This is a genomic window from Simiduia litorea (genome assembly GCF_042853465.1).
GTDB classification, from domain to species: Bacteria; Pseudomonadota; Gammaproteobacteria; order Pseudomonadales; family Cellvibrionaceae; genus Simiduia; species Simiduia litorea.
This window is the reverse complement of sequence record NZ_AP031497.1, coordinates 1,632,293-1,646,781: the sequence shown is the minus strand read 5'-3', so window position 1 is coordinate 1,646,781 and position 14,489 is coordinate 1,632,293. Positions and strand designations below refer to the sequence as shown.

The following is a 14,489-nucleotide window of genomic DNA, read 5'->3' as shown; positions in this document are numbered from 1 at the left end:
ATCCTATTGAGGAGACGATGCCGCATGCTCGCTGCGGGCTTTTTCAATACGGGCCAAACGGCCCTGCTCGACCAGTGCATCGCGGTGTAGTTTTAACGGCCACAGCACCAGCCACGCCAGCACTAGCAGGGTGATCACCACCACCGACCAAACAAAGGGGCCGTGTGTGCCCATGGCCATAAAACTGGCCAGAGAATCAAATTGGAATGTCATATTACTGGCCTCCACTGAGCGCGCGCACCCATTGGGTTTGACGCTCGCGATTAACAATTTCAGCACGAGTGAACAAAATCAATACCAGCGCGTAAAAACAATACATAGCAATAATCATCACCAACAGCGGGTACCACATATCTGGGTGAATAGTGGAGTTAGACGTGAGCTTCAAGGTTGCCGGCTGGTGCAAGGTATACCACCAATCTACCGATTTATAGATGATGGGGATGTTAACCGTGCCCACTAAGGACAAAATGGCGCTGGCGCGCGCTGCAGTCTGCTGGTTGACGAAAGATGCCTGCAAGGCAATTACGCCCAAATACAGAAAAAACAAGACTAACATCGAGGTGATGCGCGCATCCCACACCCAGTAGGTACCCCAGGTAGGCTTGCCCCAAATGGCGCCGGAAATGAGCGCGAGAAATGTCAGTGCGGCACCAATGGGCGCCGCAGACTTCATCACCATATCGGCCAGCTTCATTTTCCAAATCAAACCAATAGCGCCGTTGATGGCCATGACGTAATAGCCGGCCAAGGCTAAAAATGACACCGGCACATGGATGTAAATAATACGGTAGCTATTGCCCTGCTTGGCATCCATTGGGGCAAACCCTAAGCCCCAGACAAGACCCAAGGCAAGCAAAGAAAAAGTTACTAGTGCAAGCCATGGCAACCAGCGACCGGTATTTTCATAAAACCAGCGCGGGGAACCCAATCGATAAAACCATTGCCAAGCCACGTTATTTCCTCATTAGAATTTTAGCCTTGCCACTGCGGTAGCGAACTAACCTTCACTCGAAATCCGCAATGCGCCCGCCACGGCAAAGGGAGCTGTCGCAACCGCCAAGGCCAAGATGGCGCCCAATACAGCCAGCTGCCCCGTGTGGGGGAAACCTTCAATCGCTCGGCTCACGCCATTGGCGCCAAAAATCAATACCGGCACATAAAACGGCATGATGATCAGCGAAATAAGCAATCCACCTTTACGTAAACTCACCGTTAGGGCCGCGCCAATGGCGCCAATAAAACTCAAACAGGCGGTGCCAATCAACAAGGACAAGAGTAACGGTACATAGCCCTCATTGGGGAGCGATAACATAAGCCCCAACAGCGGCGACATCAAGGTCAACGGCAGCCCAGTTACCAGCCAATGCACGGCAATCTTAGCCAGCACCAGTAAGGGCAATGGGTGCGGCGAAATCAGTAGCTGATCCAAGCTGCCGTCGTCCATGTCGGCACGGAATAGCGCATCGAGCGACAATAAGGTGGCCAACAGCGCCACCACCCAGATCATGCCGGGCGCCAAGACCGCCAAGAATTTCGCATCTGGGCTAATGCCTATTGGAATCATGGTGATCACCAACAGGAAGAAAATCATCGGATTAGCCCAATCGCTGCGAGCGCGATAAGCAAGCTTTAACTCGCGCGAAAACTGCTGCGCTAAAGCGCGGCCCAAAGAATCAGCCAAGGCTCACCTCGGGAATGTATTCGCCCAAGGCCAGCACCTTAAGGGAGTCGATGTGTGGCTTCTGGTGGGTGGTCATAATCACGCAGCCGCCAGATGCGGCGTGTTCGACAAAGCGCTGCTCTAACGCCGCCACCGCTTGAATATCCAGTGCGGTAAAAGGCTCGTCGAGCATCCACATGGGCTGAGTACTCAAGGCCAGCCTAGCCAAGGCCACACGGCGAAGCTGGCCGGCCGACAGGCGATAACAGCCAACATCCTCGAAACCGTACAACCCAATTTCAGTGAGCGCTTGCTCCACCTGACTAGCAGACGCATCTGGACAGTAACCCCGCAGGTTTTCACGGGCAGTAAGCGCTGTTTTGATGCCTGGCTGATGGCCAATATAGAGTAAGGCGCTGGCGAAATCGTAGCGACAGCTATTGATAGGCCGCCCCTGCCACAGCAACTCACCACCAAATTCCCGCGATATACCGGTTAACTGACGCAATAGAGATGTCTTGCCAACGCCATTAGGTCCTTCGATATGCCATATCTCGCCCGCTGAAAAGCTGGCATGCAGGCCTGCGAACAACAATCGATTGTCGCGCTCGCAGCTGAAATCCCGTAATTCTAGCAAGTACTAACACCATTGATTATGACTAACCCCTGCCGATAACAGAGAGCAAGCTATAGTAAAAAAGGGTTTCGATTATAACCAGCCCCTAGGTCACAATCACGTCTTTAAACCCAGATCAAAAAGCTAAATGTGACTTAGCGGCAATGGTTAGGGTGACGATAGGGTTATTTACGGTTAAAAAAGCAGCGATTCGCAAAATAAACTAACTCACTTGAAACAATTCATCGCAAGCGGTTAAACGCGCTAGATGACTAGGCTGGGTGACGGCCCCTTAACCGCACAGTCAGGAGAAACAACTAGCCCATGGTCAGCAACATTCCGAGCCCCCCAGCCAGCAACTCAGCGCCGGCAGCTAACACCTCAGTCAGCGGCGCCGAGCCGAGCAAGATAGTGCAGGCCTTCGCCACCGGCGCATCGCTGTGGGTCAAAATCAGCCAAATTCAGCCCATCAATGCCGAGCTGAGGCCCTTAACGCAACAAACGCTAGAAAAGGCATTTACGCTTGGCGCGATGCCAGCAATACTGACTGAAAAAGCAGAGCTTACCTCGGCCAAGGGCCTATTGGCGGCCATTTCGCAACAAGCACCCAGCCCAGCGTTAAGCCAACCCCAGACGCAAAATCGACTTGGCCAGCTAACGCAATTATTGCAGGCAAAACAACTGTTTCTCGTGCAGGCATTACTGAAGGCACAACCATTTCACTTAATTACCGATAAAGCATTAACGCCCAATAGCCGAATTCAAATTCAACCCGGGCCGCAGGGCTTTACCTTGCTGGCGCAACAGGCCCCCAACAATCAAACGCCCACTCAGCTGACAAGCAGCGCCGACGCGCCGAATCAACTCAACCCGCACGACAGAAACGCTCTACTCGCCCTATTGCGCCAAGCGCTACCTACACAACAGTCGAGCGCCAACGCGGTAAAAGCATTTCAACTGCAGCTCAACAATCTTCACCAAGACCTAAGCAGTAACACCGCCAGCGCAAGCCAAAAAATGCTGCTCGGCGCGCTGCAATCACTCACCCAAACACTGCCGGCAAACACCAGCGCGCAGGCGTTAAAGGCTGCCATCAACAACAGCGGCCTTTTTTCTGAAGCCAAGCTGAACCAGTGGCTGCAAAGGGCTGACCCGCAAGCAGCCAACAGCAGCGCCCTTAAAGCACCACAAGACAGCAAATTACAGCTCTGGCAACTGTTTGGCCTTCTTTCAAACCAGCCACAAACACCTAGCGCCATCACCAACGCAACAAACCCCAGCACGGCAAAGGACGCTACTCTAACTCAGCAGCTACTCAATTTATTGGGCCTGTCACTGGAGAAAACGCCGGCAAGCAGCGCCGATAAAACGCAATACAAGCAAGCCCTGTCCGACATTGGCAAGCAGTGGCTGGCAAAAATAACGGCTCAACAGTTGGCTAATCTCATCGATGAACCCGACGGTAAAACCCTCAAAAACTTAACCGTAGAATTGCCCGTGCGCATTGAGCAACAGGTCACGCCACTGCAATTACATTTCAGTAAGTACTGGCAAGAGGACGAGCAGGAAAGCGATAACTCAACACCAGCAACGGCAGAGAAAAAACGCGGTATCGTTTGGCAAGTGACGCTCAGCATCGACGTAGAAACGCTCGGCACTATTGATGCGCGCATTCGATACATCCACGAGCGACTCCAGTGCAGCTTGTGGGCAGAAAAGCCTTCGACCCTATCCCTCATTGAAAATCGCGCCAGCCATTTGGTCGACAGCATCCGAAAAAAAGGTTTGGCTGTTGAACCTATCCACTGCCACGCCGGCCGTATGCCAAGCCCCAGCAACCGACTCAGCCAGCCACTACTGGATACCCATGCCTAAGCTCAACGAAAAAGATATCACTCAAGCCGTCGCCCTTTTTTACGATGGCGACAGTGCACCGCGGGTCATCGCAAAAGGCGACAACCTTTTGGCCGAACAAATTGTCGCACTGGCCCAAGCACACGATATCCCCCTGTGCGATAACCCCAGCCTCGTCAACTTACTCATGCAACTAGAGCTCGACGATGAAATTCCTGAAGCACTTTATATCGCGGTGGCACACATACTTGCCTTCGCTTACGAACTGAGCGGTAAATTTCCCGTAGATCACTAACACTGCAGCCCAACTACCACTTTGACGAGCGTCAGCTTACACTGCGCCGATACTCGCTAAACTCACACTCGAAAAACGTTGAGCAGCCATCATGAAAAACCTAATTACCGCCAGTAAGCTCAAGGCAATGATCGACAACGCAGACAACCTTGTTATTTTTGATTGTCGCTTCGCGCTCAATGACGCCGAGGCAGGTCGCTTAGCCTATCTCGCCGGCCACATACCCAACGCTCACTACCTAGATTTAAATCGCGATCTTTCGTCGCCGGTAACAAAACACGGCGGCAGACATCCGCTGCCAAACTTTTCAAACTTGCAGGAAAAACTGCAGAGCTGCGGCGTTAATCAAACATCACACATTGTTTTATACGATGCCCACAAAGGCGCTTACGCCTGCCGGGCTTGGTGGTTACTCGCCTACTGCGGCATTAAAACCGTCAGCATTTTGGACGGTGGCTTAGCCGCATGGCAGCAACAGTTTTCTTTGAGCCAACAGGAAGCTTCCATCGAGACTTATACAAAAGATATTAACCCGCTGCAGTTAACGCCGGGCCAACTTAACATTCGCAACCAGCAAGATATCATCGACAACAGAGAGATTGGCGCACTGATAGATTCTCGCGAAGCGCCGCGCTTTGACGGCACAACCGAGCCCATTGACCCTATCGCAGGGCACATTCCCGGCGCCATCAATCTGCCATGGCAAACAGCAACGACTGACGATGGATTTTTTTTAAATGAGGAAGCCGCAAAGCGGCGTCTGTCACACTTAGTAAACCAGAACAGTGCGCCAACGGTTTATTGCGGCTCGGGCGTGACGGCTTGCGTCAATATTTTTGCCCTAGCGCAAATAGGGGTTGAAGCAGCACTCTACCCTGGCAGCTGGAGCGATTGGTGCAGTTATATTACCGACGCTAATCGCTCAGCCCGTGTTGCCACGAGCTGAGCAGCATGGCTGTTACTCAGGCATCAAGCACACGCCCGTGCCGGCCAAACCACAATAGCCAGCCGGATTTTTGGCTAAATATTGTTGGTGGTATTCCTCGCCATAATAAAACACCGGCGCCGGTGCAATTTCCGTGGTGATGGCGCCCTTACCCGCCTCTTTTAAGCCTTTTTGAAAGGCCGCAAAGGTCGCCTGGGCGCGCTCGATTTGACGATCGCTGGTGGTAAAAATCACCGAGCGATATTGGGTGCCGAGATCATTGCCCTGACGCATGCCTTGCGTCGGATCGTGCACCTCCCAAAAAACCCGCAGCAAATCATCATAACTAATGACCGAGGGATCAAAAGCCACGAGCACAACTTCTGCGTGGCCAGTATCACCACTGCAAACCTCTTCGTAGCTTGGGTTAGGCGTGTAACCACCCGCATAACCAACGGCGGTGGCATAAACACCGCGCTGTTGCCAAAACCGGCGCTCTGCGCCCCAAAAGCAACCCAAACCAAAATAGGCCAGCTCAATTCCCGCCGGAAATGGCGCCTTGATACTGACACCATTGACAAAATGCTTACCGGTTATTTCCAGTGCCCTGTCTCGGCCTTTCAATGCGGCAGCTGGATCTGGCATTTGCTGCTTACCCATACATCACCTCTACCAATCTTAAAAAAAGTCATCGCCTCGGATAGGACGAACAAGCGGCGTAACTCATCCACGCTTTGAGCGTCCGAACTGGAAATTGTTACGGTGCGCAAACAAAAAAGCCCCGCTAAGTGCGAGGCTTTTTCAGTACGGCTTACACCTTAACGCTTATCTAACGCCACGAAATCGCGCGCCGTATGACCAGTGTATAGCTGGCGAGGACGACCGATCTTGTAAGGATTAGAGATCATTTCATTCCAGTGTGCAATCCAACCCACAGTGCGGCCGGTGGCAAAAATTACCGTAAACATTTCGGTTGGGATACCGATAGCTTTCATGATAATGCCAGAGTAGAAATCGACGTTGGGGTACAATTTCTTCTCGATGAAGTAAGGATCTTCTAAGGCAATCTGCTCTAAACGCTTAGCAATAGCCAATAGTGGATCATTGTCTAAACCAAGCTCAGCCAACACTTCGTCACAGGTTTCTTTCATCACTTTAGCGCGAGGATCGAAATTCTTGTAGACGCGGTGACCGAAGCCCATCAAGCGGAATGAATCGCTCTTATCTTTGGCCTTGGCAATGTAAGTATCGATGTTATCAACGGTGCCAATTTCCTCCAACATTTCCAACACGGCTTCGTTGGCACCACCATGCGCTGGGCCCCACAAAGTTGCGATACCGGCCGCCACACAGGCAAAGGGGTTGGCGCCAGAGGAACCCGCCAAACGTACAGTAGAGGTAGAGGCGTTTTGCTCGTGATCAGCGTGCAACAAGAAAATCTTATCCATGGCACGCGCTAAAACGGGGTTTACCTTTGGATCATCACAAGGTGTACCAAACATCATGTGCAGAAAGTTTTCTGAGTAGCTCAGGCTATTATCTGGGTACATGAAGGGCTGACCAATGTGATGTTTGTAACACATAGCCGCCAATGTTGGCATTTTCGCGATTAAACGATGAGCGGAAATCTGGCGATGCTCGGCGTTATTAATATCGAGTGAGTCGTGGTAGAAAGACGCCAATGCACCTACAACACCAACCATGACGGACATGGGGTGTGCATCGTAGCGAAAACCACGGAAAAAGTTAGTTAACGACTCGTGCACCATGGTGTGTTTCATAATGGTGTCTACGAATTCTGTTTTTTGCTCGGCGTTAGGTAACTCGCCGTTCAACAACAAATAACAGGTTTCTAAATAATCTGACTTGTCTGCTAATTGCTCGATGGGATAGCCGCCGTGCAGTAACACGCCCTTAGCACCATCGATAAAGGTCAGTTTTGATTCACAGGCCGCCGTGGCCATGAAACCAGGATCATAGGTGAAGTACCCATTGGCCGTAAGGCTGCTGACATCAATAACATCGGGACCGGTTGAACCGGAATACATCGGCAAATCGATGGGATCACGTCCCTCTATTACCAGTTGCGCTTTCTTCTCAGCCATCTTGGGACTCCTATATCTGCAAGTTGTAATCGTCTCTTCGTCGGGGCTTGCATACCCTCTTATATAGCACTAAATCACCGCAAGGGCCTTTAGAGCGGGCACAACTATAAAGTTAAGTTTGTTTTTGTCAAATAGATAGTCAATTATAGCGCTTAGCACCAAAACCGCCCATTGCGACCTTGGTCTTATCTAAAATGGTGCACGCTGCACACAAAACGACCAATACGCACAGCAATGCGACAGCGGGCAAATTTAGCTAGGATGCCCAAACCAAAAAAAGCGCAAAACCCCCACCAAATAAGGACATAAGTGCCGGAATTCGTTTGTAATTTAAATGTCGCCTACTTATAATTTCGCGCGTCTTGCAGGGGGGGTAGCTGGTTAATTGCCTCATTGCTACCTATGCTAGAGAGATTGTGTGCTATGTATACTCTCTCGAACCGCCCACATTCTGGGCAATAAGGTGTGACTTAACGTGAACAAAAACAGACCGGTCAATCTCGACATCTCCACCATCAATCTTCCTATTACTGCTTATGTTTCTATTCTTCACCGTATGTCTGGTGTTGTCCTGTTCGCAGGCGTCGCCGTTCTATTGTGGGTTTTAGAAGCAAGCCTGACCTCTGAGGCCAGCTTCGCAGAACTGAAAGAGCACTTCCAAAGCCCGCTTTGCCAATTTGTCCTTTGGGCTACTTTAGCCGCCCTTGCGTATCACATGGTAGCAGGCATTCGACATCTGATAATGGATGCCGGTGTTGGCGAGAGCTTAAAAGGTGGTCAGATCGGCGCGAAAATCGCGTTGGTTGTTGCCGCCGTTATTATTGCAGCATTAGGAGTATGGATATGGTAACCGCCGTAACGAGCTTTGGGCGCAGCGGTCTTTACGACTGGTTGATCCAGCGCATCAGCGCCGTGGTCATGGCCGCCTACACAATTTTTCTCGCAGGCTTCATTGCTAGCACGCCAGATTTAACCTTCGAGCTGTGGCAAGGGCTGTTCAATCAGCTTTGGATGCGCATTTTTACCTTGGCAACCCTCCTATCTATTGCCGCGCACGCCTGGATTGGTTTGTGGGCCGTGTTAACGGATTACCTCACCAACCGATTAATGGGTACCAAAGCGACCGTTTTGCGCCTTTTGGCACAATTGGGCTTAGGCGTGATCACCTTGACCTACGTGGTTTGGGGCATCGAAATTCTCTGGGGGCTTTAATACATGTCTAATATGCGTACGATTTCATTTGACGGTATCGTCATCGGTGGCGGTGGCGCAGGTATGCGTGCTGCCCTGCAACTTGCTCAATCCGGTTACAAAACCGCGGTAATTACCAAAGTATTCCCCACTCGTTCACACACAGTGTCTGCCCAAGGCGGCATTACCTGCGCGATCGCCAGCGACGACCCGCAGGACGATTGGCGCTGGCACATGTACGATACCGTTAAAGGTTCCGACTATATCGGCGACCAAGACGCTATCGAATATATGTGTTCCGTTGGCCCAGAAGCCGTTTATGAATTAGAACACATGGGTCTGCCCTTCTCGCGCACCGAGGAAGGCCGTATCTATCAGCGCCCATTCGGCGGTCAATCTAAAGATTTCGGCAAGGGCGGCCAAGCCGCTCGCACCTGCGCTGCAGCCGACCGCACCGGCCACGCCCTGCTCCACACCCTGTACCAAAACAACATCAAAAATAACACCGTATTTCTAAACGAGTGGTTTGCTGTTGATCTGGTTAAAAATGCCGACGGCGCCGTTGTTGGTGTTATCGCCATGAACATCGAAGATGGCGAGGTGGTCTACGTTAAATCACGCGCTACCGTATTCGCCACTGGCGGTGCAGGTCGCATCTACGCCTCAACCACAAATGCGCACATCAATACCGGCGACGGCATTGGCATGGCACTGCGCGCAGGCTTCCCCGTTCAAGACATCGAGTTTTGGCAGTTCCACCCAACCGGTATCGCCGGCGCAGGTGTGCTGGTAACTGAAGGCTGTCGCGGTGAAGGTGGTTACCTAATCAACAAGCACGGCGAGCGTTTCATGGAGCGCTATGCGCCCAACGCAAAAGATCTTGCGTCGCGCGACGTTGTTGCCCGCTCTATGGTATTGGAAATTTTGGCCGGTAACGGCTGTGGTCCAGATGGCGACCATGTACTTTTGAAACTCGATCACTTAGGTGAAGAAGTTCTGGAAAGCCGCCTGCCCGGTATTTGTGAGCTGTCGCGCACCTTTGCCCACGCCGATCCAGTCAAAGAGCCGGTGCCCGTGGTACCAACCTGTCACTACATGATGGGCGGTATTCCCACCAACGTTCACGGCCAAGCACTGACCATGAAAGACGGTAAAGATGCCGTCATCGAAGGCTTCTACGCCTGTGGTGAAGCAGCTTGCGTATCTGTGCACGGCGCCAACCGTCTCGGTGGTAACTCACTGCTAGACTTAGTAGTTTTCGGTCGCGCCTCTGGCTTATTCATTGAAAAAGCCCTGCGCGAAGGTATCGAGCACACAGCGGCTACCGATGCTGACATCGAGCGCGCCATGGCTCGCTTAAATCGCATTAATACATCGACCAGCACTGAAACAGCACCGGCGCTGCGCAAAGAGTTGCAGACTATCATGCAGAACCATTTCGGCGTATTCCGCAATGGCGAATTCATGAAGGAAGGCATCAAGAAGCTAGCAGAACTGCGCCCCCGCATTGAAAATGTCGGCATCACCGATAAGAGCAATGCCTTTAATACCGCGCGTATTGAAGCCCTGGAATTGCAGAACTTACTGGAAGTCGCCGAAGCGACCGCGATTGCCGCTGAAGAACGCAAAGAATCTCGTGGCGCCCATGCCCGCGAGGACTTTGAAGATCGCGACGATGTGAACTGGTTATGCCACTCCATGTTCTTCCCTACAGAGAAGAAGGTTGAGAAGCGCGGCGTAAACTTCACGCCAAAAACCATGGAAGCGTTCGAGCCTAAAGCTCGTACTTACTAAGTCTGGGGAATGGTGACATGTTAAAAGTAGAAATTTATCGCTATAACCCTGAGTCAGATAAAGCCCCTCATATGCAAACCTATGAGGTAGATACCCAAGGTAAAGACTTGATGGTATTGGATGTGCTGGAGCTGATTAAGTCTCAGGATGCGTCCTTGGCCTACCGTCGCTCATGCCGTGAAGGCGTGTGCGGTTCAGATGGTATGAACATCAACGGCAAAAACGGCCTAGCTTGTATCAAGCCGATATCAGAGTGCGTTACTAACAACAAGTTAGTGCTTCGCCCACTGCCGGGTTTACCGGTAATTCGCGACCTCGTTATCGATATGAGCCAGTTTTATGCGCAGTACGAAAAAGTGCAGCCGTATTTGCAAAACTCTAATCCAGCACCTGCCATCGAGCGCTTACAGTCGCCCGAAGAAAGGGAAAAGTTAGATGGCCTGTACGAATGTATTTTGTGCGCATGCTGTTCAACCAGCTGCCCGTCTTTCTGGTGGAACCCCGACAAATTTATCGGCCCAGCCGGTTTGTTACAGGCCTACCGCTTTTTGGCAGACAGCCGCGACAATGCCACCGATGAACGCCTAGCGAAGTTGGATGATCCGTTCAGTGTATTCCGCTGCCACGGTATTCAAAACTGTGTTGCGGTTTGCCCGAAAGGTCTAAACCCAACCCGAGCCATTGGCCACATCCGTAACATGCTTTTACAACGCGCTGTATAATCAGCGGCAGGCCTAGGCCTGTTATACCGAATGTCGCGCTAACCCCCAATCTCGGTTGGGGGTTAGTCTTAAAAAAATATAGGCGACAGGATTACCATTCAAAGAATGGTCTATAAAGGTGCGGAACCCAGGCACAGATTACAGGCAATATCATGCCTGAATCTTTGCCCTACTAAAAAATTATTTGCACGGCATTTATGTTGTAGCGAGTGAACTAAACAGTGTGGCTCCAAAAGAAGCCGCATATGAAACGGCTAGTATTACGCTAGTAAGTAGCAGGGGTATGTCGAGCAAAGCTCGATCTATCTGTGAGGGCGATGAATATCATCACTGCTTTCATGGGGTAAACCGCTTGATTGGTGCAAACCAATCCAGAATGTAGTTGGTTTTAGAGCGTGTAAACGCCCTATACCACTCACGCCCTCACAGCTAGACAAGTACCCCATCGAACAGGTGGGTAAAATGCAAGAAAGCATGTTGGAGCTGCTCCGGAAGTCTTCCCATATCTCTGATGGGAACACGGCCTATGTAGAAGATCTTTACGATACCTATTTACACGACCCCAAGGCCGTGACAGAAGAATGGCGTCGTTACTTCGAACAACTGCCACGCGTTGACGGCGTTGTGGTTCAAGACACACCGCATTCTGTCATCCGTGATCATTTCGAATTGCTCGGTAAAAACCGTGCACGCCCGATAGCGGCTCCAGGTTCTGGTGGCGCAAACATTGAACACGAACGCAAACAGGTTAAAGTTGTTCAGTTGATCAGCTCATACCGTTTCCGTGGTCATCAACGCGCCAAGCTCGACCCACTAGGCTTGATGAAGCGTGAAAATGTACCTGATCTAGAGTTGGCCTTTCATGGCTTGACTCCTGCAGATCTCGACACTGTGTTTCAAACCGGCAACCTGTTTATCGGAAAAGAAGAAGCGCCGCTGCGCGAAATTATCGACGTGCTTGAGCGAACTTACTGCGGCAATATCGGCCCAGAAATTATGCACATCACTAACTTTTCTGAAAAGCAGTGGTTGCAGCAGCGTCTAGAAAGCGCCCGTTCGCGCCCAGCCTATGCCAATGACATAAAACTCAATATTCTGGAGCGTTTAACCGCTGCGGAAGGTTTAGAGCGGCACCTCGACAGCAAATACCCAGGCACCAAGCGCTTCGGCATCGAAGGTGGCGAGTCTATGATTCCGCTGCTCGATGGCCTCGTAAAAAGCGCCGGCGCGCATGGCGCAAAAGAAATTGTGCTGGGTATGGCGCACCGCGGTCGTTTGAACACATTGGTTAACGTTTTTGGTAAAAACCCAGCAGAACTTTTCGAAGAATTCGAAGGTAAGAAACTCGTTACCACCTCTGGCGATGTGAAATACCACCAAGGTTTTTCATCTAACATCATGACGCCCGGCGGCGAAGTTCATATAGCCATGGCGTTTAACCCCTCGCATTTGGAAATCGTCTCGCCTGTTGTTGAAGGTTCAGTGCGCGCCCGCCAAGACCGGCGTGCAGATCCTGTCGGTACAAAAGTTGTACCGATTGTGATTCACGGCGACGCCGCCTTCGCCGGTCAAGGTGTGGTGACAGAGACATTCCAAATGTCTCAAACCCGCGCTTACAAAACCGGTGGCACCATTCACTTAGTGTTAAATAACCAAGTGGGTTTCACGACCAGCCTACGCGAAGATGCACGCTCCACGGAGTACTGTACCGACGTTGCCAAAATGATCGAAACACCGATCTTCCACGTCAATGGCGACGACCCAGAAGCGGTTATGTTCGTCACCCTGCTGGCGATGGATTACCGTTACGAGTTTAAGAAAGATGTGGTTATCGATTTGGTTTGCTACCGCCGTCGCGGTCACAACGAAACCGACGAGCCCTCTTCTACTCAGCCGCTCATGTACAAGAAAATTCGCAACCACAAAACCACGCGGACACTTTATGCAGAACAGCTGGTTTTGGAAAAAGTACTGAGCGAAGCGCAAGCGCAAGAGATGGCCGACAACTACCGCGCCGCGCTAGATCGCGGCGAGCATGTTGCCAGTGGTTTGGTGAGTGAGCCCGATAAAACCCTATTTGTCGATTGGTCGCCCTACATTGGCCACGATTGGACTGCCGAAGGCGATACTCGCGTGCCGATGAAGCAATTGCAAAAAATTGCCAATCAGATTTGCGAAGTTCCAGACGGTGTGGTTGTACAGCGTCAAGTATCAAAGATATACGAAGACCGCATTAAAATGGCCAGCGGTGCACTACCCATCAACTGGGGTATGGCTGAGCTTTTAGCCTATGCCACCATTATTGATGAAGGCACTCGTGTACGCTTAACCGGTCAAGACGTAGGTCGCGGTACTTTCTCGCACCGGCATGCCGTTATACACAACCAGAAAGATGCCAGCCGTTACGTGCCGCTGCAAAACTTGAAGAAAGATCAACCCAACTTCGACATCTTCGACTCACTTTTGTCTGAAGAAGCGGTACTCGCTTTCGAATACGGTTACGCCACCACCACCCCAAACGCCATGGTGATTTGGGAAGCGCAATTTGGTGATTTCGCCAACGGTGCGCAAGTGGTTATCGATCAGTTTATCACCTCGGGCGAACACAAGTGGGGTCGCTTATGCGGGCTGACCATGTTGTTGCCACACGGTTATGAAGGTCAGGGCCCGGAGCACTCAAGCGCGCGTTTAGAGCGCTTCATGCAGCTGTGTGCCGAACACAACATTCAAATTTGTATTCCCACCACGCCGGCGCAAGTGTTCCACATGTTGCGTCGCCAAGCGGTTCGCCCTATGCGTCGACCTCTTGTGGTGATGAGTCCAAAGTGGATTTTGCGCCATAAGTTAGCCACGTCAACTTTAGAAGAATTAGCCAATGGCCAGTTCCACAATGTATTAGGTGATTCAACGGTTAATCCGAAGAAAGTGAAACGCGTTGTTCTGTGCTCCGGTAAAGTTTATTACCACTTGCTCGAAGCCAGGATGGAACGCGGTCAGGAAGATGTTGCGCTTATTCGCTTAGAGCAACTCTACCCCTTCCCTGAAGACGAGTTCGTTGCGGCAATCAAGCCCTACAGCAAGCTCACTGACTTCGTTTGGTGTCAGGAAGAACCTATGAACCAAGGTGCTTGGTATTCCAGCCAACATCATATGCGTCGTGTGATTTCAAATATCGCACCTAAGGCGTATTTGAACTTTGCTGGCCGCGAAGCCTCTGCCGCTCCGGCGGCGGGTTACATGTCTACGCACCTTGAAGAACAAAACCGTTTTATCGATGACGCGCTGACTGTTAAGTAACAGTCACTTACAGATTTGGCCAAGGCT

General features: G+C 51.3%; 14 protein-coding genes. 8 read left to right on the top strand and 6 right to left on the bottom strand.

The window, feature by feature from the left end; translation table 11 throughout:
- Positions 1-3 precede the first annotated feature (3 nt).
- The 4 genes from ccmD to ccmA are packed head-to-tail and all read right to left on the bottom strand — an operon-like array spanning position 4 to position 2,300.
- Entirely contained in the window at positions 4-213 is a 210-nt protein-coding gene (gene ccmD / locus ACGHTT_RS07170) for a heme exporter protein CcmD (RefSeq protein ID WP_390594422.1), read from the bottom strand.
- Between the two features lies 1 nt (position 214).
- On the bottom strand, positions 215-955 hold the full coding sequence (locus ACGHTT_RS07165; protein ID WP_390594420.1) for a heme ABC transporter permease: 741 nt from the start codon (positions 953-955) through the stop codon (positions 215-217).
- 45 nt (positions 956-1,000) lie between these two features.
- Entirely contained in the window at positions 1,001-1,684 is a 684-nt protein-coding gene (ccmB, locus tag ACGHTT_RS07160) for a heme exporter protein CcmB (protein ID WP_390594418.1), read from the bottom strand.
- Complete coding sequence (gene ccmA / locus ACGHTT_RS07155) at positions 1,677-2,300, bottom strand: cytochrome c biogenesis heme-transporting ATPase CcmA (RefSeq protein ID WP_390594415.1); 624 nt, start codon at positions 2,298-2,300, stop codon at positions 1,677-1,679. Before ccmA ends, ccmB begins: the two co-directional genes overlap by 8 nt.
- Before the next feature lie 303 nt (positions 2,301-2,603).
- Here ccmA and ACGHTT_RS07150 point away from each other — a divergent pair, with 303 nt between their 5' ends.
- The 3 genes from ACGHTT_RS07150 to ACGHTT_RS07140 all read left to right on the top strand — a co-directional run bounded on the left by ACGHTT_RS07150 (position 2,604) and on the right by ACGHTT_RS07140 (position 5,374).
- On the top strand, positions 2,604-4,154 hold the full coding sequence (locus tag ACGHTT_RS07150; RefSeq protein ID WP_390594414.1) for a flagellar hook-length control protein FliK: 1,551 nt from the start codon (positions 2,604-2,606) through the stop codon (positions 4,152-4,154).
- The gene (locus ACGHTT_RS07145) at positions 4,147-4,428 is read left to right on the top strand and encodes an EscU/YscU/HrcU family type III secretion system export apparatus switch protein (RefSeq protein WP_390594411.1); all 282 of its coding nucleotides are present in this window, start codon (positions 4,147-4,149) and stop codon (positions 4,426-4,428) included. The genes ACGHTT_RS07150 and ACGHTT_RS07145 overlap by 8 nt, the downstream gene beginning before the upstream one ends.
- A 91-nt stretch (positions 4,429-4,519) precedes the next feature.
- Positions 4,520-5,374 carry a sulfurtransferase gene (locus ACGHTT_RS07140; protein ID WP_390594409.1) on the top strand — a complete coding sequence of 285 codons (855 nt, stop codon included), beginning with the start codon at positions 4,520-4,522 and terminating at the stop codon, positions 5,372-5,374.
- Positions 5,375-5,386: 12 nt separating this feature from the next.
- Here ACGHTT_RS07140 and msrA read toward each other — a convergent pair whose 3' ends face one another.
- On the bottom strand, positions 5,387-6,013 hold the full coding sequence (msrA, locus tag ACGHTT_RS07135) for a peptide-methionine (S)-S-oxide reductase MsrA (RefSeq protein WP_390594408.1): 627 nt from the start codon (positions 6,011-6,013) through the stop codon (positions 5,387-5,389).
- 158 nt (positions 6,014-6,171) lie between these two features.
- Complete coding sequence (gltA, locus tag ACGHTT_RS07130; protein ID WP_390594406.1) at positions 6,172-7,458, bottom strand: citrate synthase; 1,287 nt, start codon at positions 7,456-7,458, stop codon at positions 6,172-6,174.
- A 475-nt stretch (positions 7,459-7,933) separates the two neighbouring features.
- Between gltA and sdhC the strand changes: the two genes are divergently transcribed.
- From sdhC to ACGHTT_RS07105, 5 genes are all read left to right on the top strand, one after another.
- A complete protein-coding gene (gene sdhC, locus ACGHTT_RS07125) occupies positions 7,934-8,308 on the top strand; it encodes a succinate dehydrogenase, cytochrome b556 subunit (protein WP_390594405.1) in 375 nt (124 codons plus the stop codon).
- Positions 8,302-8,670, top strand: coding sequence for a succinate dehydrogenase, hydrophobic membrane anchor protein (gene sdhD, locus ACGHTT_RS07120; protein ID WP_390594403.1), 369 nt, complete (start codon positions 8,302-8,304; stop codon positions 8,668-8,670). Before sdhC ends, sdhD begins: the two co-directional genes overlap by 7 nt.
- Before the next feature lie 3 nt (positions 8,671-8,673).
- A complete protein-coding gene (gene sdhA / locus ACGHTT_RS07115; RefSeq protein ID WP_390594402.1) occupies positions 8,674-10,443 on the top strand; it encodes a succinate dehydrogenase flavoprotein subunit in 1,770 nt (589 codons plus the stop codon).
- Between the two features lie 17 nt (positions 10,444-10,460).
- Complete coding sequence (locus ACGHTT_RS07110) at positions 10,461-11,165, top strand: succinate dehydrogenase iron-sulfur subunit (RefSeq protein WP_290262294.1); 705 nt, start codon at positions 10,461-10,463, stop codon at positions 11,163-11,165.
- 462 nt (positions 11,166-11,627) lie between these two features.
- Positions 11,628-14,462, top strand: coding sequence for a 2-oxoglutarate dehydrogenase E1 component (locus ACGHTT_RS07105; protein ID WP_390594400.1), 2,835 nt, complete (start codon positions 11,628-11,630; stop codon positions 14,460-14,462).
- The last annotated feature ends 27 nt before the right edge of the window (positions 14,463-14,489 follow it).

Excerpts from the sequence above, each read along its gene's own strand:
- ACGHTT_RS07105 (WP_390594400.1), top strand. The coding sequence starts at position 11,628 with ATGCAAGAAAGCATGTTGGAGCTGCTCCGGAAGTCTTCCCATATCTCT.
- sdhA (WP_390594402.1), top strand. The coding sequence starts at position 8,674 with ATGTCTAATATGCGTACGATTTCATTTGACGGTATCGTCATCGGTGGC.
- ACGHTT_RS07110 (WP_290262294.1), top strand. The coding sequence starts at position 10,461 with ATGTTAAAAGTAGAAATTTATCGCTATAACCCTGAGTCAGATAAAGCC.
- ACGHTT_RS07140 (WP_390594409.1), top strand. The coding sequence starts at position 4,520 with ATGAAAAACCTAATTACCGCCAGTAAGCTCAAGGCAATGATCGACAAC.
- ccmD (WP_390594422.1), bottom strand. The coding sequence starts at position 213 with ATGACATTCCAATTTGATTCTCTGGCCAGTTTTATGGCCATGGGCACA.
- ACGHTT_RS07150 (WP_390594414.1), top strand. The coding sequence starts at position 2,604 with ATGGTCAGCAACATTCCGAGCCCCCCAGCCAGCAACTCAGCGCCGGCA.
- msrA (WP_390594408.1), bottom strand. The coding sequence starts at position 6,013 with ATGGGTAAGCAGCAAATGCCAGATCCAGCTGCCGCATTGAAAGGCCGA.
- ACGHTT_RS07145 (WP_390594411.1), top strand. The coding sequence starts at position 4,147 with ATGCCTAAGCTCAACGAAAAAGATATCACTCAAGCCGTCGCCCTTTTT.
- sdhD (WP_390594403.1), top strand. The coding sequence starts at position 8,302 with ATGGTAACCGCCGTAACGAGCTTTGGGCGCAGCGGTCTTTACGACTGG.
- gltA (WP_390594406.1), bottom strand. The coding sequence starts at position 7,458 with ATGGCTGAGAAGAAAGCGCAACTGGTAATAGAGGGACGTGATCCCATC.